Annotated in this window: 20 protein-coding genes and 1 riboswitch; of the genes, 15 read left to right on the top strand and 5 right to left on the bottom strand. The window is 65.2% G+C overall.

Annotated features, from left to right (window positions below):
• Positions 1-18 precede the first annotated feature (18 nt).
• Together LDN95_RS02265 and LDN95_RS02260 are read left to right on the top strand one after the other, a co-directional pair.
• Entirely contained in the window at positions 19-2,763 is a 2,745-nt protein-coding gene (locus LDN95_RS02265; protein ID WP_226016004.1) for a [protein-PII] uridylyltransferase, read from the top strand.
• Positions 2,764-2,855: 92 nt separating this feature from the next.
• On the top strand, positions 2,856-3,416 hold the full coding sequence (locus tag LDN95_RS02260) for a YqgE/AlgH family protein (RefSeq protein WP_226016003.1): 561 nt from the start codon (positions 2,856-2,858) through the stop codon (positions 3,414-3,416).
• A gap of 41 nt (positions 3,417-3,457) precedes the next feature.
• Here the strand turns inward: LDN95_RS02260 and gltX are convergent, their stop codons facing one another.
• From gltX to LDN95_RS02245, 3 genes are all read right to left on the bottom strand, one after another.
• Positions 3,458-4,804 (bottom strand): glutamate--tRNA ligase, encoded by a 1,347-nt coding sequence (gltX, locus tag LDN95_RS02255; protein WP_226016002.1) that lies wholly within the window; start codon positions 4,802-4,804, stop codon positions 3,458-3,460.
• Between the two features lie 66 nt (positions 4,805-4,870).
• Positions 4,871-5,293, bottom strand: a complete 423-nt coding sequence (locus tag LDN95_RS02250; RefSeq protein WP_226016001.1) for a hypothetical protein — start codon at positions 5,291-5,293, stop codon at positions 4,871-4,873.
• An 84-nt stretch (positions 5,294-5,377) separates the two neighbouring features.
• Entirely contained in the window at positions 5,378-7,045 is a 1,668-nt protein-coding gene (locus tag LDN95_RS02245; protein WP_226016000.1) for an NAD+ synthase, read from the bottom strand.
• A gap of 172 nt (positions 7,046-7,217) precedes the next feature.
• On the opposite strand from LDN95_RS02245, the gene LDN95_RS02240 reads away from it, so the two are divergent.
• Positions 7,218-8,153, top strand: a complete 936-nt coding sequence (locus tag LDN95_RS02240; RefSeq protein ID WP_226015999.1) for a ribose-phosphate pyrophosphokinase — start codon at positions 7,218-7,220, stop codon at positions 8,151-8,153.
• A gap of 66 nt (positions 8,154-8,219) precedes the next feature.
• On the opposite strand, the gene LDN95_RS02235 is transcribed toward LDN95_RS02240, so the two are convergent.
• Both LDN95_RS02235 and LDN95_RS02230 read right to left on the bottom strand, forming a co-directional pair.
• On the bottom strand, positions 8,220-10,313 hold the full coding sequence (locus LDN95_RS02235) for a cadherin-like domain-containing protein (protein ID WP_226015998.1): 2,094 nt from the start codon (positions 10,311-10,313) through the stop codon (positions 8,220-8,222).
• A 199-nt stretch (positions 10,314-10,512) separates the two neighbouring features.
• Positions 10,513-11,457: a helix-turn-helix domain-containing protein gene (locus LDN95_RS02230; protein WP_226015997.1), complete on the bottom strand. Its 945-nt coding sequence runs from the start codon at positions 11,455-11,457 to the stop codon at positions 10,513-10,515.
• Between the two features lie 271 nt (positions 11,458-11,728).
• Here LDN95_RS02230 and LDN95_RS02225 point away from each other — a divergent pair, with 271 nt between their 5' ends.
• The 12 genes from LDN95_RS02225 (at position 11,729) to LDN95_RS02170 (ending at position 23,742) form a co-directional block, all read left to right on the top strand.
• Positions 11,729-12,532: an inositol monophosphatase family protein gene (locus tag LDN95_RS02225; RefSeq protein WP_226015996.1), complete on the top strand. Its 804-nt coding sequence runs from the start codon at positions 11,729-11,731 to the stop codon at positions 12,530-12,532.
• 58 nt (positions 12,533-12,590) lie between these two features.
• Positions 12,591-12,705: riboswitch (SAM-I-IV-variant riboswitch) on the top strand.
• 73 nt (positions 12,706-12,778) lie between these two features.
• Positions 12,779-13,687 carry a homoserine O-succinyltransferase gene (gene metA / locus LDN95_RS02220; RefSeq protein ID WP_226016288.1) on the top strand — a complete coding sequence of 303 codons (909 nt, stop codon included), beginning with the start codon at positions 12,779-12,781 and terminating at the stop codon, positions 13,685-13,687.
• Between the two features lie 151 nt (positions 13,688-13,838).
• The gene (gene rpmI, locus LDN95_RS02215) at positions 13,839-14,042 is read left to right on the top strand and encodes a 50S ribosomal protein L35 (RefSeq protein WP_226015995.1); all 204 of its coding nucleotides are present in this window, start codon (positions 13,839-13,841) and stop codon (positions 14,040-14,042) included.
• 13 nt (positions 14,043-14,055) lie between these two features.
• Complete coding sequence (gene rplT, locus LDN95_RS02210; RefSeq protein ID WP_226015994.1) at positions 14,056-14,415, top strand: 50S ribosomal protein L20; 360 nt, start codon at positions 14,056-14,058, stop codon at positions 14,413-14,415.
• 473 nt (positions 14,416-14,888) lie between these two features.
• Positions 14,889-15,593 (top strand): helix-turn-helix domain-containing protein, encoded by a 705-nt coding sequence (locus LDN95_RS02205; RefSeq protein ID WP_226015993.1) that lies wholly within the window; start codon positions 14,889-14,891, stop codon positions 15,591-15,593.
• Positions 15,594-15,699: 106 nt separating this feature from the next.
• Positions 15,700-16,788, top strand: a complete 1,089-nt coding sequence (gene pheS, locus LDN95_RS02200) for a phenylalanine--tRNA ligase subunit alpha (protein ID WP_226015992.1) — start codon at positions 15,700-15,702, stop codon at positions 16,786-16,788.
• On the top strand, positions 16,785-19,190 hold the full coding sequence (gene pheT / locus LDN95_RS02195) for a phenylalanine--tRNA ligase subunit beta (protein ID WP_226015991.1): 2,406 nt from the start codon (positions 16,785-16,787) through the stop codon (positions 19,188-19,190). The genes pheS and pheT overlap by 4 nt, the downstream gene beginning before the upstream one ends.
• 68 nt (positions 19,191-19,258) lie before the next feature.
• Positions 19,259-20,140, top strand: coding sequence for an aldose 1-epimerase family protein (locus LDN95_RS02190; protein WP_226015990.1), 882 nt, complete (start codon positions 19,259-19,261; stop codon positions 20,138-20,140).
• Entirely contained in the window at positions 20,137-20,445 is a 309-nt protein-coding gene (locus LDN95_RS02185) for a hypothetical protein (RefSeq protein ID WP_226015989.1), read from the top strand. The genes LDN95_RS02190 and LDN95_RS02185 overlap by 4 nt, the downstream gene beginning before the upstream one ends.
• 60 nt (positions 20,446-20,505) lie before the next feature.
• The gene (locus LDN95_RS02180) at positions 20,506-22,050 is read left to right on the top strand and encodes a peptide chain release factor 3 (protein ID WP_226015988.1); all 1,545 of its coding nucleotides are present in this window, start codon (positions 20,506-20,508) and stop codon (positions 22,048-22,050) included.
• Between the two features lie 52 nt (positions 22,051-22,102).
• On the top strand, positions 22,103-22,972 hold the full coding sequence (locus tag LDN95_RS02175) for an alpha/beta fold hydrolase (protein ID WP_226015987.1): 870 nt from the start codon (positions 22,103-22,105) through the stop codon (positions 22,970-22,972).
• 32 nt (positions 22,973-23,004) lie between these two features.
• Entirely contained in the window at positions 23,005-23,742 is a 738-nt protein-coding gene (locus LDN95_RS02170; protein ID WP_226016287.1) for an endonuclease/exonuclease/phosphatase family protein, read from the top strand.
• Positions 23,743-23,791 lie beyond the last annotated feature (49 nt).

The raw sequence follows: 23,791 nt of genomic DNA, 5'->3' as shown, positions 1-23,791 counted from the left end.
CTGCGCTAAAGCGTTGGCATGACTCTCCCCAGGATTGCCAACCAGCGCGCGATTATCGATCGGCGCGCACTGGCCGAACAGATTTCCGCAGCGGTGGCCGAGCACCGTGACAAGGCCCGTCCGGTGGTGGTCGAGCTGCTGCGCGGGGCGCTGACTGCCGGGCGCACGGAACTGGCAAGGCGGCTCAAGACACGGCCGTCGCAAGGCTACGAATGCGCACAGGGCCAGTCGTTTCTGGTCGACCAGCTGGTGCGGGTGATCCACGATTACGTCGTGGGCAACGTCTATCGCGCGTCGAACCGGTCGACCGGAGAACGCATCGCGATCGTCGCCGTCGGCGGCTATGGCCGGGGCGAAATGGCGCCGCATTCGGACGTCGATATCGCCTTCGTTACGCCGATCAAGGCCACCTCGTGGTGCGAGCAGGTGATCGAGGCGATGCTCTATTTCCTGTGGGATCTGGGGCTCAAGGTCGGCCATTCCAGCCGCTCGCTCGACGATCTGGTGCGCATGGCCAAGTCGGATCTGACGATCCGTACTGCGCTGCTGGAAGGGCGCTATGTGTGGGGCGACCGCGACCTCTATGAAGAAGGCTCGCGCCGCTTCTGGCTTGAAGTCGTGGCCGGTAGCGAGCGGCAGTTCGTCGCCGAGAAGCTGGGCGAGCGCAACGACCGGCACAAGCGGCTGGGCGACAGCCGTTACGTCGTCGAGCCCAACGTCAAGGAAGGCAAGGGGGGGCTGCGCGATCTGCACACGCTCTACTGGATCGGCAAGTACATCCACAAAGTGCGCGATCCCAGCGAACTGGTCGACGTCGGCCTGCTCAGCGCGGTCGAGTATCGTGCATTCCGCCGCGCCGAGAACTTCTTCTGGGCGGTGCGCTGTCACCTGCACACGATCACCAACCGGGCCGAGGATCGGCTGACGTTCGACCTTCAGCGCGAGGTGGCGCTGCGCATGAACTTTGCCGACCGGCCGGGCAAAAGCGCGGTCGAACGCTTCATGCAGTTTTTCTTCCTGCAGGCCAATCAGGTTGGCTCGCTCACCGGCGTGTTCCTTGCCCAGCTCGATGAGCAATTCGCCAAGGACCGGCAAGGCTTCTTCGCCAAGCTCAAGGCCCGGCGCAAGCGCAAGATCGGGGAGTTCCCGGTGGTGGCGGGCAGGCTGGGCGTCGATGGCGACGACTTCTTCGCCAAGGATCCGGTGCGCCTGATCGAACTGTTCGTCGTGGCCGATCGTGAGGGGATGGAGATTCACCCCGATGCTGCGCGGCAGGCCCGGCGCGATGCCGCGCTGGTCGATGCCGCCTTGCGCAAGGATCCGCGAGCCAACCAGTTGTTCCTCGATCTGCTGACCAGTCGACACAACCCCGAAACGGTGCTGCGCTGGATGAGCGAGACGGGCGTCTTCGGGCGCTTCGTGCCCGATTTTGCGCGGGTCGTGGCGCAAATGCAGTTCGATATGTACCACCACTACACGGTGGACGAGCACACCATTCGCGCCATTGGTCTGCTCGCGCAGATCGAAAAGGGTGTCGAAAGCGACCAGCACCCGCTCGCCACCGAAGTGATCGCCAAGGTCGCCTCGCGCCGGGTGCTTTATGTCGCTACTTTGCTGCACGACATCGCCAAGGGCCGGGGCGGCGACCATTCGGTGCTGGGCGCCGAAGTGGCGATGAAGCTGTGTCCGCGGCTGGGGATGAGCGCAGCCGAAACCGAGATGGTCGCCTGGCTGGTGCGGCATCACCTGTTGATGAGCGCAACCGCGTTCAAGCGCGATCTGGCCGATTACAAGACCATCGCCGACTTCGTGAACGTGGTGCAAAGTCAGGAGCGGCTGCGGCTGCTGCTGCTGCTGACCGTGGTCGACATTCGCGCGGTGGGGCCGGGCATCTGGAATTCGTGGAAGCGCCAGTTGCTGGGCGATCTGTTCGTCGCGGCCGAAGAAATGCTGCGCTTGGGCCACAAGCAGCATGGCCGGGCCGAACGGATCGCGGCAAAGAAGAAGGCGGTTGGCGGGCTGCTGAAGGAGCGCGACGTGCTGATCGGCACGGTCGGTCGCCAGTTGGGCGACGCCTATTGGATCGCCGAGCCAGAGGACATCATCGCGCTCAACCTGCAGCACATGGACAGCGCGCTGGGCGAACCGCTCAGCGTCGATGCGCTGTGGTATCCGGCGCGCGGGGCAACGCTGGTGTCGGTGCTGGCCACCGACCATCCTGGCCTGTTTTATCGCATCGCCGGGGGCATCCACCTGGCCGGCGGCAACATCATCGACGCGCGCATTCACACCGCGCGCAACGGCCTCGCGGTCGACAACTTTCTGGTGCAGGATCCACTTGGCCGCCCGCTCAAGGAAGCCTCGCAGATCCAGCGGCTCAAGAACGCGATCGCCGAGACGCTGGCCAATCAGGTCCGCCTGCTGCCGCAACTGGCCGAGCGTCCGCCTGTGCGCGCGCGGTCCGACGCGTTCGAGGTGCAGCCGATCGTGATCTTCGACAACAAGGCTTCGAACCGTTTCACGGTGATCGAGGTCGGTGCGCGCGATCGTCCTGCCCTGCTCAGCCGCTTGGGCCGGGCGATGTTCGATTCGCGGCTGATCGTCCATTCGGCGCATGTCGCGACGTATGGCGAACGCGCGGTCGACACCTTTTACGTCACCGACTTGTTGGGCGAGAAGGTGACCGGCGATGGCCGCCTGCGCGCTATCGAGCGTCGACTGGTCGAGGCAGCGGAGGATCGCGGCGCGCGCATTGCCGCCTAGGCGGATGGTCGGGGTGCCGCGCTGTTGAATGCCCGCTGCCCTTGTGTCCGCAGTGCTAGGCAGCGGCCATCCGCTCCCCTATGTTCAAGGGGATGATGCAAGCGCAATACCTTTCGGGGCGAATCCTGCTCGCCATGCCCGGCATGGGCGACGCCCGCTTTGATCGTGCAGTGCTGGCGATGTGCATGCACGATGAAAACGGCGCACTGGGCATCGGCATCGGCCATCAGCGCGACACGCTGACGCTGCACGGCTTGCTTGAGGATGTCGGCATCGATCCGGGCGTTGCGCGCGATGTGCCGGTGCTCAACGGCGGTCCCGTCGAGCAATCGCGCGGATTCGTGCTGCATTCGAACGATTGGGGCGGAGCGGGCACGATGACGGTCAACCCGTTGGGTGCGCTGACCGCCTCGCTCGATGTGCTGCGCGCGATCGCGGCGGGGACGGGGCCGTCGCGCTATCTGGTGTCGCTCGGCTATGCCGGGTGGGGCGGCGGGCAGCTCGAAGGCGAAATGCGCCAGCACGGCTGGTTTGCCGCCGAAGGACGCAGCGCGATCCTGTTCGATACGCCGACCGAAGCCCGCTGGGCCGCCACCTGGCGCGCCGAAGGCATCGACCCCAGTCACCTGGTGGCCCAGACCGGCAGGGCTTGAGAGCGGGCAATCCGGCCCCCGCCGAGACGGGGGTAGGGGTCTTAGTCCTGAACCAGCCGCGCCACCGCCTCGTGCTTGTCGATCAGCGGCAGTAGCGTTTTCATGTCGGGGCCGTGGTCCATGGCGGTCAGCGCCTGACGCAGCGGCAGGAACAGCGCCTTGCCCTTGCGGCCGGTGGCCTCCTTCAGCGACGTGGTCAGCGCGCTCCACGGATCGGCGCCCCAATCGAGTCCGGCGGCCACGGTGGCGGCCTGATTCAGGAAAGCGCGGGTTTCGTCGTCAAACGCGGGTGGTGTGACCGGGCCGGTGATGACCTGCCACCATTCCGCCGCCTCACCGATGTGCGACAGGTTGGGGCGGATCGCCTCCCACGCCGCTTCGCCCATGCCTGCGGGCAGCAGGTGCGCCACGCGAGCGAAGGGCAGGTGGTGGACCACGGTGGCGTTGACGCGTGCCAATTCGGCTTCGTCAAATCGCGCGGGCGCGCGGCCAAAGCGCGACAGGTCGAAGCTGGCGGCCAGCGCATCGGCATCGAGCGCGGCATCGACCGGATCGGACGTGCCCAGCCGGGCAAGGAGCGCAACCAGTGCCTCGGGCTCGATTCCTTCGGCACGCAAGTCCTCGACACCCAGCGAACCGAGGCGCTTGGACAGTTTGCCCTCTGCTCCGGTCAGCAGCGCCGCGTGGGCGAAGCGCGGGGCGGTCGCGCCCAGCGCGGCGAACATTTGCACTTGCGTGGCAGTGTTGGAGACGTGATCCTCGCCACGCAGCACGTCGGTGACGGCCATGTCCACGTCGTCGATGGCCGAGGGAAACATATAGAGCCACGAACCATCGGCACGGCGGATCACCGGATCGGACATCTGGCGCGCATCGAAATGCTGGGTGCCCCGGATGCCGTCCTCCCACGTGATCGGTGTGTCGTGGTCGAGCAGGAAGCGCCAGTGCGGGGCAGTCCCGGCCGCTTCCTTCTCGGCCCGCTCCGCCTCGGTCAGGTTCAGGGCGGCACGGTCATAGATCGGCGGCAGGCCCCGCCCCAGCAGCACCTTGCGCCGCAGATCAAGCTCCTGCGCGGTTTCATAGCAAGGGTAGATGCGCCCTGCGGCGACCAGTTCGGCAAAGCGCGTTTCATACAGCGCGAAGCGTTGCGACTGGCGCACTTCGCTTTCAGGGATCAGGCCCAGCCAGTTCAGATCGGCGCGGATCGCCTCGACATGTTCTTCCTTGCTGCGCGCGGCATCGGTATCGTCGATGCGCAGCAGAAATCGCCCGCCGTGCCGCTTGGCCAGCAGCCAGTTGTGCAGCGCCGTGCGGATGTTGCCGACGTGCAAGCGACCCGTGGGTGATGGGGCGAAACGGGTGACGACGGTTTGGCTGGGTTCGGTCATGCCTGCCTAATAGCGGCGGTGGCCGGTGCGGCAAGGCCAACCGCATCGGGTCGCAGAACCGAACGATCAGGCCAGCAGCGCTATCACATGCACACAGGCGTTCCACAGCGCCTCATGCCGGTCGGCGCGGATGAAGCCGGCCATCGCATCGCCGAACCCTGCACGATCGGCGCGTGCGGCGGCGCGGAGCATGTTGGCCAGTGTCGCTTCGTCCGGCGACAGGCACAGGCAACACGGGCGGTTGACCATGATCGGTTCGGGCCACACCCGCGCCATCGTCTGCGCCAGATCGACCACGGCAAAGGCCGCCTCCAGATTGTGAAAACGCCGCGCCAGATCGGGGGCCGGGTCCAGCCCGTCGCGCTCTGCCAGCGCGCACAGGCGCAGTGCGGTAATCACTTTTACGCCAACGAGCGACAGCGCGCGCAAGTCTGGCGAACGGCCCAACGCGGCGATGGTGGCGGCGGCATGGTCCAAGGCAGCGGGCATCGGCGGGGCTCCTTTGTTGCGAACGATTCGCAAGTTATGGGCGCTCCACGCCTGCGTCAATGAGAATCGCTCGCAAAAACCCGGCTAGGCGGTCCTGAACCCGTTGGTGATCGGATAGCGCCGGTCGCGGCCGAAGTTGCGGCTGCCCAGCTTGACGCCCGGCGGGGCCTGACGCCGCTTGTATTCGGCGAGGTTCAGCAGGCGCTCCACCCGCACCACGGTGGCGCGATCGAAGCCTTCGGCCACGATCTGGTCGACGCTCTTTTCGTGCTCCACAAGCCCAAGCAGGACCGCATCGAGTACCGGGTAATCGGGCAGCGAATCCGAATCCTTCTGGTCGGGGCGCAATTCGGCGCTGGGCGGCTTGGTGATCACCCGCTGCGGCATGACCGGACCATCGGGGCCAAGGCCGATCTTGGGCTTCTTTGTGTTGCGCCAAGCCGAAATGGCAAAGACGGTGGTCTTGTAGGCGTCCTTGATCGGGTTGTAGCCGCCGTTCATGTCGCCATAGATCGTGGCATAGCCGACGCTCATCTCGCTTTTGTTGCCGGTGGTCACCAGCATCGGCCCGAACTTGTTCGACAGCGCCATCAGAGTAGTGCCGCGAATGCGTGACTGGAGGTTTTCCTCGGTCAGGTCGGGCTCGCGCCCGGCAAAGACCGGGGCGAGCATGTCGGCAAAGCCGTCGATGGCAGGCGCGATCGGGATCGTGTCGAGCCGCACGCCCAACAGTTCGGCGCAGCCTGCGGCGTCCTCAAGGCTTTCCTCGCTGGTGTAGCGGCTGGGCATCATCACGCACCACACCCGCTCCGCCCCCAGCGCATCGACCGCGATGGCCGCGCAGATCGCGGAGTCGATGCCGCCCGACAGCCCCAGCACCACGCCGGGAAAGCGGTTCTTGTCGACATAGTCGCGCAAGGCCAGCACCATGGCGCAATAGATGTCCTCGGGGTGCTCGGTGGTTTCGGCGACCGCGCCCGCCTCGCACCGCCAGCGGTGGCCGCTGCCCGATGCCACACGGCGCCACACCGTGTCTTCGATCGCCTCTTCCCAGTCGGGCATCTGCACCCACAGCGCGCCTTCGGGGCCGACGACGAAGCTGGCGCCATCGTGAACCACCTCGTCCTGCCCGCCCACGCGGTTGAGGTAGATCAGCGGGATGCCGGTATCGATCGCACGGCGCTTGGCCACGCCGTCGATCCGCAGCACGTCCTTGTCGATCTCGTAGGGGCTGCCGTTGATGCAGACGAAAATTTCCGCGCCCAGTTGCGCCAGATGGCGGCAGACGTCGGGGTGCCAGATGTCCTCGCAGATCGGCAGACCCAGCATCGCGCCCTTGAACAGCACCGGTTCTGGCAAAGGGCCGGGCAGGAAATAGCGCTTTTCATCGAACGTGCCGAAGTTGGGCAATTCGTGCTTGAAGCGGGTCGCCGCCACCCGCCCGCCTTCGAGCAGGGCAACGCCATTGTGCAGCGCGCCGTCGCGCACGAACACCGATCCCACCAGCATGGCTGGCCCGCCGTCGGCGGTGACCGCCGCCAGCTTGTGCAGTTCAGCGGCGGCGCGCTCGATCAGCGCCGGTTTCTGGATCAGATCCTCGGGCGGGTAGCCGATCAACTGCATTTCCGGATACACGATCAGGTCGCTGTGCGGCGAAGCGGCGCGTGCGGCGAGCATGCCTGCCACGTTCGCGGCCAGATCGCCGACGTTCTGATTCAACTGCGCGAGCGTGATGATGAGTTTGTCGGCCATGACCCGACACTTGGAGCCAAGTTCGCGCCGCATCAAGGGGTGGTTTTCCGCCCATGCGGGAAAGGTGCAAGTGTCACGTCGGTGGACAGTGCCATCGCGCAAGGTTGCAAAGCTGTCATCTTGGGCTAAGGCGCGCGTCAGAGCTTGCCATGCTAGGGACTCGGAAAGCCTCATGAAGATCATGTCCGGCAACGGCAACTTGCCGCTCGCCCGTGCCATCGCCGCCTATCTCGAAACCCCGCTGACCGAGGCATCGGTCCGCCGGTTTGCCGATGAAGAGGTGTTCGTCGAAATCTACGAGAACGTTCGTGGCGAGGACGTGTTCATCGTCCAGTCGACGAGCTATCCGGCCAACGACAACTTGCTGGAGCTGCTGATCTGCATCGATGCGCTGCGCCGCGCGTCGGCCCGGCGGATCACCGCAGTGGTGCCGTACTTCGGCTATGCCCGGCAGGACCGCAAGCCGGGGCCACGCACACCGATCTCGGCCAAGCTGGTGGCCAACCTGATCACCACCGCAGGCGCCGACCGCGTGCTGGCGGTGGACTTGCACGCCGGGCAGATTCAGGGCTTCTTCGACATTCCGACCGACAACCTGTTTGCTGCGCCGGTCATGGCGGCGGACATCCAGACGCGATATGGTGCGGAAAAGCTGATGGTCGTCTCGCCCGACGTCGGCGGCGTGGTGCGTGCCCGCGCGCTGGCCAAGCGGCTCGACAATGCGCCGCTTGCGATCGTCGACAAGCGTCGCGACCGGCCCGGCCAGAGCGAGGTGATGAACATCATCGGTGAGGTCAAGGGCCGCATGTGCATCCTGATCGACGACATCATCGATTCGGGCGGTACGCTGTGCAACGCGGCGCAAGCGCTGATGGATGCCGGGGCCAAGGGCGTTGCCGCCTACATCACGCACGGCGTCCTGTCGGGCGGCGCGGTGGCCCGCGTCACCAATTCGGCGCTGAAGGAACTGGTGATCACCGACACCATCCTGCCGACCGAGGCGACGCGCGATTCGAACCGCATCCGCGTGATGACGATCGCCCCGCTGATCGGCGAAGCCATCCGGCGCATCGCCGACGAAAGCTCGGTTTCGAGCCTGTTCGACTGAGCGTTTAACACATGAAGCGCAGGGGGACGGCCGGCCAGACGGCTCGCCCCCCGCGCGGCTGACCGGTCAAAGCACCAGGTCGGCCAAGTGGATCGTCGCATTGTTGTCGAGCACGATCTCGAAGTCGGCCTTCAGGCTGCCGACGGTATTGCCGTACAACGCCGCATGGCCGCCGTCGGTTCCCAGTCGCAACTGACCAAGACCTGTGAAATCGGCCGTGCCGATGAAGCTGAAGTGCTGCACGCCAGCGGTGACCGCATCCGCATCGATGGCCGACAGGTCGATCTTGTCGCCGGTCGCAAAGTCGGTGACGTGATCGGCTTTCACGCCGGTGAGGCTGGACGACACCGCCGTGAACGCGAACGTGTCGCTGCCACCGTTGCCGGTCAGCGTATCGGCGCCGGCGCCGCCGATGATCGTGTCGTTGCCCGCGCTGCCCTTGATCGTGTCATCGCCCATGCCACCGGTGATCGCGGCGATGCCGGTCAGCGTGATGCCGGTCAGATCGATCGTGTCGGCCAGCGTGCTGCCGACGATGGTGACGCCGGAATGGCCATCCGCGCTGATCGCCTCGATCGAGGTGAGCGAGGTAAACGAGAGGTTGACGTTGTCGACGGCCGCCTTGATCGTGTCGGTGCCGGCGCCGCCGTTGTAACTGTCAGCGCCAGCACCCAGCGCGACGAGGAAAGTATCGTTGCCCTGTCCGCCGTTCAGCGCGTCGATGCCGGTGCCGCCGACGATGGTGTCGTTGCCCGCGCTGCCGGTGATGGTGTCGGCGCCCGCACCGCCTTCGATCGACACGATCCCGGTCAGCGTGGTGGCGCTGAAATCGAGGGTGTCTGCGCCGCTGGTCCCGACAATCTTGATCCCCGAATGGCCGTCGGCGGTGATCGCCTCGATCGAGTTCAGCGCGCTGAAGCTCAGCTTGAGGTTGTCGGCGGTGGCCTTGATCGTGTCGGTGCCTGCACCGCCGTCGATGCTGTCCTTGCCCGCGGACGCCCCGATCAGGAAGGTGTCGTTGCCTTGCCCACCGGCCAGCACGTCGTCGCCATAACCGCCAACGATGGTGTCGTCGCCCGCACTGCCGGTGATGGTGTCGGCACCCTTGCTGCCAAGGATGGCGGCGATTCCGGTCAGCGTCACGCCTGTAAAGTCCAGCGTGTCGGCATTCATGGTGCCCGAAATCGTAACCCCGGCATGGCCGTCGGCGGTGATCGCCTCGATCCCGGTAAACGTGGTCAGGCCGATCGCGACATTGTCCTCGACCGCCTTGATCGTGTCGGTGCCGGTGCCGCCGTCGATGCTGTCGAAGCCGGCACGCCTGCCGATCTCGAACGTGTCGTTGCCGCCGCCGCCAACCATGGTGTCATTGCCGGTGCCGCCATAGAAGGTGTCGTTGCCGCCTGCGCCGGTCAGCGTGTCGGTGCCGCCTTGGCCAAGCAGGCGCCAGTTCTCATCATTGGGCGCGGTAAAGGTGTCGTTGCCGGGGCCGAATTCAAGCTGGTGGTTCTCGAACACATTGGTCAGGTCGATGCCGATGACGTTGTAATACTTGGTGCCGTCGGCTGCGGTCGCGACCACCACGATTTGCTGGTGCGGGAATGATTCATAGTCGAGTCGGTTGCCGTCGAGCGCACCGCCGTTGGGCCCGCCGATGATCTCGGCAGCACCGGCACCGATGGTCACCACGCCGGTCAGGTGGTTGATGACATACGTGCCGCCGTTGTTGTCAAGCAACGAGTATGTCAGCCCCGCGACGGCTGCGCCCGCATTCGAGACGGTGCCGATGACCGTGCCTTCGGCGCTGTTTTCGGCGACGGTGTGCGTGCCCGACAGCACCAAGTGCGGGGCCGGGGCGGTTGGTGTATCGACCGTGAAGGACTGCGAAAGTACCAGCGCGCCGCCATTGGCATCCGTCACCGCATAAGTGAAGCTGACCGGGCCGGTGAAGGTTTCGGCAGGGACGAACAACCAGCCGTCTCCGGTGTTCGTGACCCAGCAATTGGGAGCGATGAGGTTGCCCGGGAACAGTGTCTGGCCGACGTCGGGGTCTGTGACCCCGGCAAGCAGCGTTGCGTTCGAGATGAAATAGCTGTGCCCGGCGGTCGCGTGCGGCAGGATCGCCAACGTGCCGGTCAGGGCAGGATTGTGATTCGCCATGGTCATTACCCCCGATGATGGATCAGCCAGCTCCACCACCTGGTTGCGAAAGGCGAGGTGGGTCACTTGCTGATTGTGCTGGCTTGAAGCCCACTCCGGGAGAGAATTAGTCAGAGTTCCGCGTAAGCTGCGTTACATTCGCGCAGATATTTCGGGTAAGCGACTGAGTAAATCTCAGTATGGGCGAACCGCAGAGACCTTATTGCCAGGGGCGAATGTCACCGGGTGCCAGCCTTTCGAGCATTTCGAGGCGGCAGGATTGGCGCGTTTCAAGCCCAAGGGTGAGCAAGGGTTGCGAGCGCTCAACGAATTGGCGCGGACTCATGCCGAAAAGTGCACCGAAATCGCGGATCAGGTGGCTCTGGTCATAATAGCGCAGCGCCAACGATTCGGCCTCTTCGCGGTCGGCCACTCCGCGCAGGTGGCTGGCCATGTCGAGCGCGCGAGCGCGGCGCAAGACCTGCTTGGGCGTCAGTCCGAAGTCGCGCTTGACCAGTCGCTCCAACCGCCGCTGCTCGATCCCGGCTTCATCGGCAAAGCGCTTCACGCTGATCGTGGGATCGACAAAGGCGGCGGCCTCGAGTTTCCCGACAAAGGGGTCCGGTTCTGCCGCGCCGCGCCGAACGAACTGGCGGCGCAATTCATGCTCCATGGCCTGAATCCAGCTTTCAGCATCGGCGGCGGGATCGAACAGGCGCAGCCAGCGTTCGGAAAACAGCCCCAACGCCTCGATCGGGGTCAGTCGATCGACGTGTTCGCTCGTGGCCGCACCGCCGAGCGCGTGCGCCGCGCCCGGCCGCAGCGAAGCGCCGACGCTGATGAAACTGCCGGTCACGCTGATCGGCATGCGGCGGGAGTGCGGCCCGAAATAAAGCGCGGCCTGTTCCATCTGCTCGACGCCATCAGCGGTCTGTGCGGTCCATTTGCCACGCAACTGGATGCGCAGGCAGGCCGTGTCGTTGAACAGGCCGCAGGACAGGTGGTGGTTTGCGGGCGCATCTACGATGGTGACATAGCACCGCGCAACCCAAGGGGCGAGGTCACCGGACGGCGCGCGGTTATAGGAAAGTGGCTGGCCGTCACGGGTTGCTCCGCTTGCGGACGCGATCGACCGGTCAATGCCCGGTCTGCTGATCTTGTACATGTCCAAGCCCCTGTTGCCCGCCCCGGTTATGCTATCTGGGTAGGGCAAGGCGGCGCCAATAACTGTGCGCCTCGTCACGCGAAAGACGAACCATTCATCACAGACTTGCCCGGTTCGCCGGGCCGTTGCGGTTCGTTCGGGGCGGGCATGGCATGGTTTGGCCCATGAGCGGCCATTCGCAGGGGGGCGGCCGTGGCCTGGCTGGGTGGCTGTGTCGCCTTACCGTCAGGAGCGCTTGACCGGTGCAGACGGTCGGGCCAATGCTGCCGGCATGACCTCTCCCACACCTTCTCGCACCCAGCTTGATGCCGACATCGCCCTGGCCGAGCGCCTCGCCGAAGCCGCCGGTGCCGCCATCCGGCCCCATTTCCGCAAGGTGACTGCCGAGCGCAAGGGCGACGCCACGCCGGTGACACTTGCGGATCGCGCCGCCGAAGAGGCGATGCGCGCGGTTCTGGCGGTCGAGGCACCGAACGACGGCGTGATCGGCGAGGAATTCGGCACCACCTTGGGCACTTCGGGGAGGACATGGGTACTCGATCCGATCGACGGTACCACCGGCTTTGTCGCTGGGCGGCCGCTGTTCGGCACGCTGATCGCGCTGGTGGTCGAGGGCTTTCCGGTGCTGGGCGTGATCGACCAGCCGATCCTGCGTGAACGCTGGGTCGGCGCGGCAGGGCGTCCGACCCTGTTCAACGGTCAGCCGGTGCGTACCCGCGCCTGTCCGGCGCTGGCAGAGGCGGCCATCGCCACCACCGGTCCGCACTACTTCAGCAACCACGATGGCGAGCACTTCATGGCGCTGGCCGCGCAGACCGATCACAAGCGCATGGTCATGGGCGGCGACTGCTACAACTATGCCATGCTCGCCAGTGGGCACCTTGATGTGGTGTGCGAATCGAACCTGAAGCTGCATGATTGGGCGGCATTGGTGCCGATCGTCGAAGGCGCGGGCGGCACAATGGCCGATTGGAACGGCGATCCGCTGCGGCAGGGATCGAGCGGCCACGTCATCGCGCTGGGTGACCCGGCCCGTCTCGACGATGTGATCGAGGCGCTCGCCTGCGGGCATTGAAACGGGTAGATGGCGTAGCGGGCACGGTTGCAATCTGGCTGCACTGCGCCTAATTCGTCGGCAGCATCAAGAGTTGGGGAGCGATCCCCGACGCCAACCTGCCGGTTTCCGGGCAAGGTGGCGCCTTCCGCACCGGAGGGGATGTGGCCGAAGCGGCAACCAAGCGGAGCCCTCGTCCCTTCCCGTGTCGATTGTGCGGCGCGTGCCATCCGTCCGGTGGCCGCATGCTCTGGAAAGACCGCCGCCGTGCCGATTCGCATTTCCGATACGCTGCCCGCCCGCCGCACCCTCGAAGCCGAGGGTGTTATCGTGATGAGCGAGACCGAGGCGGGCCGTCAGGACATCCGGCCACTGCGGATCGCGCTGCTCAACCTTATGCCCGACAAGATCACCACCGAGACGCAGATCGCGCGTCTGCTGGGGGCCACACCGTTGCAGATCGATCTCGAACTGCTGCGCATTTCCGACCATGTCAGCAAGAACACGGCCGCTGGGCATATCGCTGCGTTCTATCGCCCGTGGTGCGATGTCGTGGCCGAGAAGTTCGACGGGCTGATCATCACCGGCGCCCCCGTGGAGACGCTACCCTACGAAGATGTCGGCTATTGGGACGAGTTGCGGCGCATTCTTGACTGGTCACAGACGAATGTGAACCATACGCTGACGCTGTGCTGGGGGGCGATGGCCGCGCTTCATCACTTTCATGGCGTGCCCAAGCATGCGCTGGCCGACAAGGCATCGGGGGTGTTTCCCCACCGCAATTGCCAGCCCGGATCGGTTTGGACCCGTGGGCTTCCCGATCGCTTCGACGTGCCCGTCTCGCGATGGAGCGAACTGCGCGCCGAGGATTTGCCCGCAGGACGCGGTCTGGCGGTGCTGGCGCAAAGCGACGAGTCGGGCCTTTGCCTTGTCGACGACCCATCGTCGCGTGCCCTGCACATGCTGAACCATCTGGAATATGACACGCTGACGCTGGCCCGCGAGTACGCCCGCGACGAAGGGCAATATGTGCCGCGCCACTATTTCCCCGGCGATGACCCGCAGGCCGAGCCGGTCAACACCTGGCGCGGACACGGCCACTTGCTGTTCGGCAACTGGATCAACCAGGTCTACCAGACCACCCCGTTCGATCTGAACGACATCGGCCGGGGGTGAGGGCCAATCGAGAGGCGGGCGGGCATCAAAGCTTGCCTTTAGCGGCGACCATCCCTATGCGCCCCGCTTCACCGGTACGGATTCGGATGACTCGCCTGGCCATCAAGGGCTGCCACGGCTTGTCGGACGTACCTGAGTCAAGGAGACCAAAATGCCCAAGATGAAGACCAAGAGCGGCGTCAAAAAGCGCTTCAAGCTCACGGCCTCTGGCAAAGTGAAGCACGGCGTTGCCGGCAAGCGTCACCGCCTGATCAGCCACAACGGCAAGTACATCCGCCAGAACCGCGGCACTGACGTGATCTCCGATGCAGATGCGCGGGTGATCAAGAAGTGGGCGCCCTACGGGCTGAACTGAGGAGCGCTGACTTATGAGCCGTATCAAGCGTGGTGTTACCACCCGTGCCAAGCACAAGCGGATTTTGGATCAGGCGAAGGGCTATCGTGGCCGTCGCAAGAACACCATCCGTATCGCCCGTCAGGCCGTTGAAAAGGCCGGACAATATGCGTATCGCGACCGCAAGGTCAAGAAGCGCTCGTTCCGTGGTCTGTGGATCCAGCGTATCAACGCTGCGGTTCGCGCCGAGGGCCTGACTTATTCGCAGTTCATCCACGGCACCAAGCTGGCCGGGATCGAACTGGACCGCAAGTCGCTTGCCGACCTTGCCATGAACGAAGGCGGCGTGTTCACCGCCATCATCGCTCAGGCGAAGGCAGCATTGCCGGCCTGAACGGTCACGCTTTGAGCTTCGTGTGGGCTCAGGCAGAAAAACGGGCGTCGGCTGCAAGGTCGACGCCCTTTTTCGTGGCGGCTGCGCAGCAAGCGTCAAACCGCCAAGCGCATGATTGCGCCGCTTGCATTGTCGTTTCAGTAGCTTGCTGTCGGCAATCTGCATGAGCGCCATTTATCCCCGCTCTCGCCAATACGGTTCGCCCTTATTGCCGCTTGCCTTGTCGGCTACGCGGGTTATGCCGGAGCTAAGGGGTCGCAAAAGGGGGCAAGATGGTGACGGGCGATTGTACCGTCGAGGTTCAATTTCATGTTCCACCGGTCGCGCTGCGCCCGTTTTTCACGACATTTTATCTCACCACGCTCACGGTCGCAAAAGGCCTACGGGTCACGGATCGCCTGCAGCCTGAATGGGCCAACTTGCGCTTGTTCGATGGTGACTTTCCCGATTCCGACGTTGCCGGAGAGGCGCCGATGGCGGACCTGCCGGCCATCTTCACCGGCCCGACCAGCCGCGCCGTCCGTTTCGCCACCGGGACTACGCGCATCTGGGGCATTGGTCTGCTGCCGCTGGGTTGGGCGCGGTTTGTCGATGCAGCCGCTGGCGATTTTGCCGACAAGCAGGCCGATCCCCTTGCCGCGTCGGTGCTGTCACCGTTCGTGCCATTGATCAAAGGGTTGTTCGGGGCGCATCCCGACGCGGCAGCCGAGCTTGCCCGGATCGAGGATCATTTCGAACGACGCCTTGGCGAGCCGGGCCCAGACGAGCCGCGCATCGCTGCCATCCATGCAGCCCTGGTCGATCCGGCCAACGCCAGCGTCGCGGCGCTTGGCGAAGCGGCAGGCGTTGCGCCACATACGCTTGAGCGGCTGTGCAACCGGTACTTCGGGTTCACGCCCCGTTTGCTGCTGCGGCGCCAGCGCTTCATGCGCAGTCTGGCGCAGTACATGCTGGATCCCACGTCGTTGTGGATCGATGCGATCGATGGCCAGTATCACGATCAGGCACAGTTCGTGCGGGATTTCCACCGTTTCATGGGGATGAGTCCGACCGATTATGCCGCGATGCCCAAGCCGGTACTGTCCGAAGTGATGCGCGCGCGCCATCAGGCTGCCGGTGCGGCGGTGCAGGCGCTGCATTTGCCGACAGCGGGTCAGGCCACTTCGGTCGATCACTGATGACCCGGTTCGCCGATCGCGCCTGATCGATCCGCGCCACGGATTCGGGCAACCGGGATTGCGGCCACTTGGATTCGCTGGCGTTTGGCGCTAGCGCGCATCCCCGATGGAACAGCTTGAACAGACCCTTGCCGCGATTGCGGCGGCCGATACGCCCGACTTGGTCGAGGCGATCCGTGTGTCCGCGCTTGGCAAGCAGGGCTGGGTCTCTGCCCTGCTCAAGACGCTGGGCGCGATGACCCCGGACCTACGCCAAAGCGAGGGCCCCAAGATCCACGCCGCGCGCGAAAGCGTGACTGCCGCGCTGGCAGAGCGCAAGGCAAGCCTTGAAGCTGCGGCGCTGGATGCCCGTCTCGCGGCCGAGACGGTCGACCTGTCGCTGCCCGCGTCCGAGGCGCTGCGCGGCAGTGTCCATCCGATCAGTCAGGTGATGGACGAACTGGCCGAAATCTTCGCCGACATGGGCTTTGCCGTCGCCAGCGGGCCGGAAATCGAGGACGACTGGCACAACTTCACCGCGCTCAACATGCCCGAAACGCATCCTGCGCGAGCGATGCACGACACCTTCTATTTCCCCGACAAGGACGCCGAAGGGCGCTCGATGCTGCTGCGCACGCATACTTCGCCGGTGCAGATCCGCGCGATGCTGAAGCAAGGCGCGCCTTTGCGGATCATCGCGCCGGGCCGGGTCTATCGGTCGGACAGCGACGCCACGCACACGCCGATGTTCCACCAGATCGAAGGCCTTGTCATCGACAAGGGCATCCATCTGGGCCACCTCAAGTGGACGCTCGAAACCTTTCTCAAAGCCTTTTTCGAGCGCGACGACATCGTGCTGCGCCTGCGCCCCAGCTATTTCCCGTTCACCGAACCATCGGTCGAGGTGGACGTCGGCTACACCCTGGTCAACGGCAAGAGGGTTGTCGGCGGTGATGGCGATGCCGCCGATGGCGGCTGGATGGAAGTGCTGGGCAGCGGCATGGTCAACCGCAAGGTCATCGCGTTCGGCGGGCTCGATCCCGATGAATGGCAAGGTTTTGCCTTTGGCACCGGGGTCGATCGGCTGGCCATGCTGAAGTACGGGATGGACGATCTGCGCGCGTTCTTCGATGGCGATGCCCGCTGGCTCGGCCACTATGGTTTCGCGGCACTTGATGTGCCCACCCTCTCTGGCGGCGTGGGAGCACGGGCATGAAGTTCGCATTGTCCTGGCTGAAGCAGTACCTCGATACGCAAGCGGCCACCGACGAGATCGCGCGCAAGCTTACCGCGCTGGGCCTTGAGATCGAAGGCGTGGAGGACACCTCTGCCGCGCTGACGAAGTTCCGCGTGGCCCGCGTGCTGACGGCCGACAAACACCCGCAGGCCGACAAGCTGCAAGTGCTGTCGGTTGACCTCGGAGACGGCGCACCGCTGCAAGTAGTCTGCGGGGCGCCTAACGCGCGCGCTGGCCTTGTCGGCGTTCTGGGGGTGCCCGGCGCGGTCGTTCCGGCCAATGGCATGACGCTGAAAGTGGCGGCGGTGCGCGGCGTCGAATCCAACGGCATGATGTGTTCGACCCGCGAACTCGGGCTGGGTGAGGAGCACGACGGGATCATCGAATTGCCCGCCGATGCCCCCATCGGCGCAAGCTTTGCCGATTATCTGGGGTCGGACCCGGTGTTCGACGTGTCGATCACTCCCAACCGGCCCGATTGCATGGGCGTTTATGGCATCGCGCGCGATCTTGCCGCTGCCGGACTTGGCGTGCTCAAGCCGGTTGCCGTGGAGCATGTGCCCGGCAGTTTCGCTTGCCCGGTGGAAATCCGCACGGATGATCCGGCGGGTTGTCCGGCTTTCTATGGCCGGGTCATTAGGGGCGTGACCAACGGTGCCAGCCCGCAGTGGTTGCAGGATGCGCTCAAGAGCGCCGGCCAGCGGCCGATCTCGGCGCTCGTGGACATTACCAACTACGTGATGCTCGGCTATGGCCGTCCGGCCCATGCCTATGACCTTGCCACGCTGAACGGCGCGGTCGTGGCGCGCAAGGCAGCAGAGGGCGAAAGCGTCGTCGCGCTCAACGGGCGTGACTATGCCCTGCAGCCGTTCATGACGGTGATCGCCGACGATTCAGGCGTGCATGACATCGCCGGGATCATGGGGAGTGAACATTCGGGCTGTTCGGACACGACCACCGATGTGCTGCTGGAGGTGGCCTATTTCGATCCGGCCACGATCGCCCGCACCGGGCAGGCGCTGTCGCTGACCAGCGATGCGCGCGGCCGGTTCGAGCGCGGCGTGGACCCCGCGTTCCTCGACACCGGGCTCGATCTGCTGACCGCGCTGATCCTGGAGATCTGCGGCGGCGAGGCGAGCGAAGTAGTGCGCGCCGGGCAACCGCCGGTCGCAGCCAAGGTCTTGTCGTACGAGCCTTCGTTGACCAGTCGCCTGGGCGGCGTGGACGTGGCCGATTCCGAACAGCGGCGCATCCTGCGCGCGCTCGGCTTTGGCGTGGAAGCGGCGGTGCATGCGCCGTGGACCGTGACCATTCCCGGCTGGCGACCCGACATCGACGGCGCGCCCGACCTGGTTGAGGAAGTCATCCGGGTCTATGGCCTTGATGCGGTGCCTTCCACGCCGCTGCCGCGCGCCGACGGCGTGGCCCGGCCGACGGCGACCCCGGTGCAGACGCTGGAGCGGCGCGTGCGCCGCTCGGCTGCCGCGCGAGGGCTGCACGAAGCGATTACCTGGTCGTTCCTGCCCGAGGCCGAGGCGGCTGCCTTCGCCGATGGCAGCGAGACTCCATGGGTGCTGGCGAACCCGATCAGCGAAGACCTGAAGGCGATGCGCCCGTCGTTGCTGCCGGGACTGCTCAGCGCGACGCGGCGCAACCTTGATCGTGGGGCATCGTCGGTGCGACTGTTCGAGGTCGGACGCCGCTATTTGCGCGGCGAAGCCGGAGCCAGCGACGAGCGACTGAGCCTTGGCGTGGTGCTGGCGGGCGACAAGATCGCGCGCGGCTGGAAATCGGGCAAGGCGGTGACCTTCGACGCGTTCGATGCCAAGGCCGAAGCGCTGGCGCTGCTGGCCGAGGCCGGTGCACCTGTCGAAAACCTGCAAGTGATGGGTGAGGCCGGGGCGCAGTTCCATCCCGGCCAGTCGGCCACGCTGCGGCTTGGCCCCAAGACGGTGCTGGCGCGCTTCGGCATGCTGCACCCGGCCACGGCGCGGGCGTTCGATCTTGATGGCCCGGTGGCGGTGGTCGAACTGTTCCTTGATCGAATCCCGGCCAAGAAGGGGCAGAGCGGCTTTGCGCGGCCGCACTTCGCGCCGCCCGCACTGCAGGCGGTAACGCGCGACTTCGCGTTCCTCGTGCCTATTACGCTGGCTGCGGGCGACCTGCTGCGCAGCGTGAAGGGCGCGGACAAGGCCAACATCGTGGCCGCGCGCGTGTTCGACGATTTCCGTGGAGCAGGCGTGCCCGAAGGCCACAAGTCGCTGGCGATCGAGGTCACGCTCCAGCCCGTCGACAAAAGCTATGACGATGCCGCGCTGAAGGCGATCGCCGACAAGGTCGTTGCCGCAGCGGCCAAGCAGGGCGCCACCTTGCGCGGGTGAAGGCCATCCCTTGACGCAGTGCAGCATGAGGGCCAGACAGGCTGCTCGCTGCACTGCCAAGGGATACCATGACCGACCTGATCACGATTTCGTCGGGGGCGCTGACAGCGCAGATCAACCCGTTGGGCGCCGAACTGTGGTCGCTGACCGATGCGGCAGGCGCGCAATACATGACCGACGCCGACCCGGCGTTCTGGGGTGGGCATGCGCCGCTGTTGTTCCCCATCGTCGGTTCGCTGGCGGGGGACCGGCTATTGGTCGATGGCGCGGAATATCCGCTGCCGCGCCATGGCTTTGCCAGGCGCAGCAATTTCGACGTGCTGGTGGCCGAGGATGACTTCGCGCTGTTCGGCCTGTCCGACAGCGACGCCACACACGCGGTCTTTCCCTTTGCGTTCAAGCTGGCGCTGGCCTTTCGGCTCGACGGGGCGACGTTGCACACGGTGGCGACGGTGACCAATCCGGGCACCGACCCGCTGCCGTTCAGCATCGGCTATCATCCGGCGTTCGCCTGGCCGCTGCCCGGCGGGGCGGACAAGGCCGCGCACAAGCTGGTGTTTGCCCAAGCCGAGCCGCAGGACGTGCGCCGGGTCACGCCCGCAACCGGCTTGCTGCGCGCGGCGAGCGAGCCGACGCCGGTCGTCGGCCGCGAATTGGCGCTGGATGAATCGCTGTTTACCGCCGACGCACTGATCTGGGCCGGACTGAACAGCCGTGCGCTGTCGTATGGTGCAGACGGCGGGGCATGGCTTGATCTGGAATTTCCCGATACGCCCGATCTGGGCCTGTGGCAGGTGCCAGGCGCACGCTACATCTGCATCGAGCCATGGGCCGGGCACGCCGACCCGGAGGGCTTCGCCGACGAGTTCAGTACCAAGCCTGGCGTGATCACGCTGGCACCGGGAGCAAGCCGCCGCTTCGCGCTGTCCGTCACGGTGCGTGGAGCGTGAGCGGGCCACAGCGCAACTGGGCCTTGCTGACCGGCGCAGTGCTTGCCTTGTTCGGCGGGGCCTGGCTGTTCGGCGCGCTTCACCACGATTCTGCGATGCGCGGCATTCTTTACGCGCGCTCTGCGGTGCCGGCCGCGCAGTTGGAGCACTGCTTTGCCGGGCGGCTGCCAAAGGATGGCGGCGCCAGAGTGCTGGTCCATGATCTGGGCAAGGCGCGCCGTGTCGATCTGCTGACGGCGGGCAGGCGCCCGATGAGCGGGGCCGAAGCCGCTGCGCTCAAGGCATGCCTTGGCGGTGCAGTCTGACGCATCTGGCGATGGACGTGCCCATGGACGTGCGGCGCCCCTGCGGCTAGGGCGCTCACCATGTCCGAAGCTGTTTCCAATCGCCGCACCTTTGCCATCATCTCGCACCCCGACGCGGGCAAGACCACGCTGACCGAAAAGCTGCTGTTGCAAGGCGGCGCGATCCACTTGGCGGGCGAAGTCAAGGCGCGGGGGCAGGCGCGGCGGGCGCGGTCCGACTGGATGAAGATCGAGCAGCAGCGCGGCATCTCGGTCACCTCCTCGGTGATGACTTTCCAGAAGGACGGGATCGTCTTCAACCTGCTCGATACACCGGGCCACGAGGACTTTTCCGAGGACACCTATCGCACGCTGACCGCGGTCGATTCGGCGATCATGGTGATTGACGCAGCCAAGGGTATCGAGCCGCAGACCCGCAAGCTGTTCGAGGTGTGCCGGTTGCGCTCGGTGCCGATCATCACTTTCGTCAACAAGGTCGACCGCGAAGGGCGGGCCGTTTTCGAAACGCTGGACGAAGTGGCCGATGCGCTGGCGCTCGACGTGGCGCCGATGTCGTGGCCGATCGGCATGGGCGGCGTGTTCGAGGGTGTGCTCGACTTCGCCACCAACACCATCGCGCGGCCAGAGGGCGACAGCCGCGAATATCTGGGCAAGCGCGATGCGGCTGACAGCAGCGCAGGCGCCATTCCCGATGATATTGCCGAGGAAATCGAACTTGGCCGTGCGGGCTATCCCGAATTTGACCTTGAAGCCTATCGCAACGGCGATCTGACCCCGGTCTTTTTCGGATCGGCGCTCAAGAACTTCGGCGTGGCCGAAATGATCGACGCGATCGCGCGGTTTGCCCCGCCTCCGCGTCCGCAAGCCAGCGATCAGGGCACGATCGAGCCTTCGCGCGCCGACGTGACCGGCTTCGTGTTCAAGGTGCAGGCCAACATGGACCCGCAGCACCGCGACCGGATCGCGTTCATGCGGATGGTTTCAGGCACGTTCCGCCGCGGCATGAAGCTGGTGCCGTCGGGGCTGGGCAAGCCGATCGCAGTGCATTCGCCGATCCTGTTCTTTGCGCAGGACCGCGAGATTGCCGACACCGCAGAGGCGGGCGACATCATCGGCATTCCCAACCACGGCACCTTGCGCGTGGGCGATACGCTGTCCGAGCGCAACGACGTGCGCTTCGTCGGCCTGCCCAACTTCGCGCCCGAAATCCTGCGCCGGGTCGCGCTGAAGGATCCGACCAAGACCAAGCAATTGCGCAAGGCGCTGGACGACTTGTCGGAAGAGGGCGTGATTCAGGTATTCTACCCGGAAATCGGCAGCCAGTGGATCGTCGGCGTGGTCGGGCAATTGCAGCTCGATGTGCTGATTTCGCGGCTTGAGGCGGAGTACAAGGTCGAAGCCGTGCTAGAGGCATCGCCGTTCGACACCGCGCGGTGGCTCAAGGGGACCGATGCGGCGCTGAAAAACTTTGCCGACTTCAACTTGTCGAATCTGGCCAAGGACCGTGACGGCGATCCGGTGTTCATGGCGCGATCAGCCTGGGATGTAAGTTATCAGCAGGAACGCAATCCGGAATTGGCGTTCAGCGCAACCAAGGAACGCTGATTCGGCAAACGCCGGTCTTGCCTCGCGTTCGCAGGTGCGGCAGGACAGCATCATGACTTTGCTTGGCCCGACTTCGAACACCTTCACTTCGCAACGGCTGCGGCTCCACTACGTCGATTGGGGCAATGCCGACAAACCGCCGCTGCTGCTGGTTCACGGCGGGCGCGACCATTGCCGCAGTTGGGACTGGACGGCAGAAGCGCTGCGCGATGACTGGCACGTCATCGCGCTTGATCATCGCGGCCATGGCGACAGCGAGTGGGTGTCGGACGGCAACTACCGCACCATGGATCTGGTCTATGACATCGCGCAGCTGGTGCATCAGCTCAACCTTGCGCCGGTGACCATCGTCTCGCATTCGTGGGGAGCCAATGCCTCGCTGCGCTATGCCGGACTGTTTCCCGAAGATGTGCGCAAGCTTGTGGCGATCGAGGGCATTTTCCCGACGCCCGAATGGGAATTGCGGATGAAGGACGTGCCGTTCGGCCGCCGCATCCGCGATTACATCGCCGACAAGCGCAAGGCCGCAGGCCGCCTGCCGCGCCGCTACCCGACCTTGCAGGATGCCTATGCGCGCATGAAGTCGGAAAACCCCTATCTCACCGACGTGCAGGCGCGGCATCTGACCACGCACGGCATCAATCGCAACGAGGATGGGACGTTCACCTGGAAGTTCGATCCGTACGTCCACATCGACCACCCCTATGACATTTCCAGCGAGCGCAAGCACGAGTTGTGGGGCTCGATCACCTGCCCAACGCTGTTGCTCAATGGTGCGGATTCGTGGGCAGGCAACCCCGAGCGCGACGGTCAGATCAAGCATTTCAACACCGCCAAAGTGATCGAATTCGCCGATGCCGGCCACTGGTTGCATCATGACCAGTTCGATCGCTTCATCGCCACTTTGAAGGATTTCCTCTGATCGGCGCGGGTGGCGCTGTATCGGCAGCGTCGCTGGACCTGACTTTCGCCAGCTATAACATCCACAAGGGTGTGGGGGCCGACCGGCGGCGCGATCCCGAGCGCATCCTTGCGGTCCTTCACGAACTGGATGCTGACATCATCGCCTTGCAGGAAGCCGATCGCCGCTTCGGAGCACGGGCGGCGGTGCTCTCGTCCGCGTTGCTGGCAGACCGCAGTCCGTGGGTGCCAGTCGCGCCGCGCCATCGCCCGCAAAGCCTGGGCTGGCACGGCAATGTCCTGCTAGTCCGCCGCTCGATCACGGTCGAAGGGGTCAGCACCCCGCACCTGCCCACGCTGGAGCCACGGGGTGCGGTCTGCGCCACACTGGCGCACGCCGGGTACCGTTGGCGTGTGGCGGGCATGCATCTTGACCTGTCGGGGCTTAGGCGCCGCCAGCAAGTGCGGACGATCTGTTCGCATATGACCGAAGGGCAGGAGCCGCTGCCGGGCGTGCTAATGGGAGACCTGAACGAATGGTCGGCGCGCGGTGGTGCGCTCGCGGCGTTTGCGCCGCATTACCATGTTCTGGCGCCGGGCCGCAGCTTTCCCGCGCGCCGCCCGTTGGGCATGCTCGACCGGATCGTGGTGAGCGATGGTTGGGGCGTGGCCGGTTGCGGAGTGCACGACAGCGCACTGGCAAGACAGGCATCCGATCACCTGCCGGTGTGGGCGCGGCTCGTCCTGAATGGCGCACGACATGGCGCACCGGCGAGCACTTCTTCTGCCTAAAAAATAGGCAATTCGAGAAACCTGCACAAGATTCGAGCGCAAATCCCTT

The sequence above is a fragment of the Novosphingobium sp. FKTRR1 genome, assembly GCF_020404405.1.
In the GTDB taxonomy this organism is placed as follows: Bacteria; Pseudomonadota; Alphaproteobacteria; order Sphingomonadales; family Sphingomonadaceae; genus Novosphingobium.
This window is presented reverse-complemented; position numbering and strand designations above follow the sequence as displayed.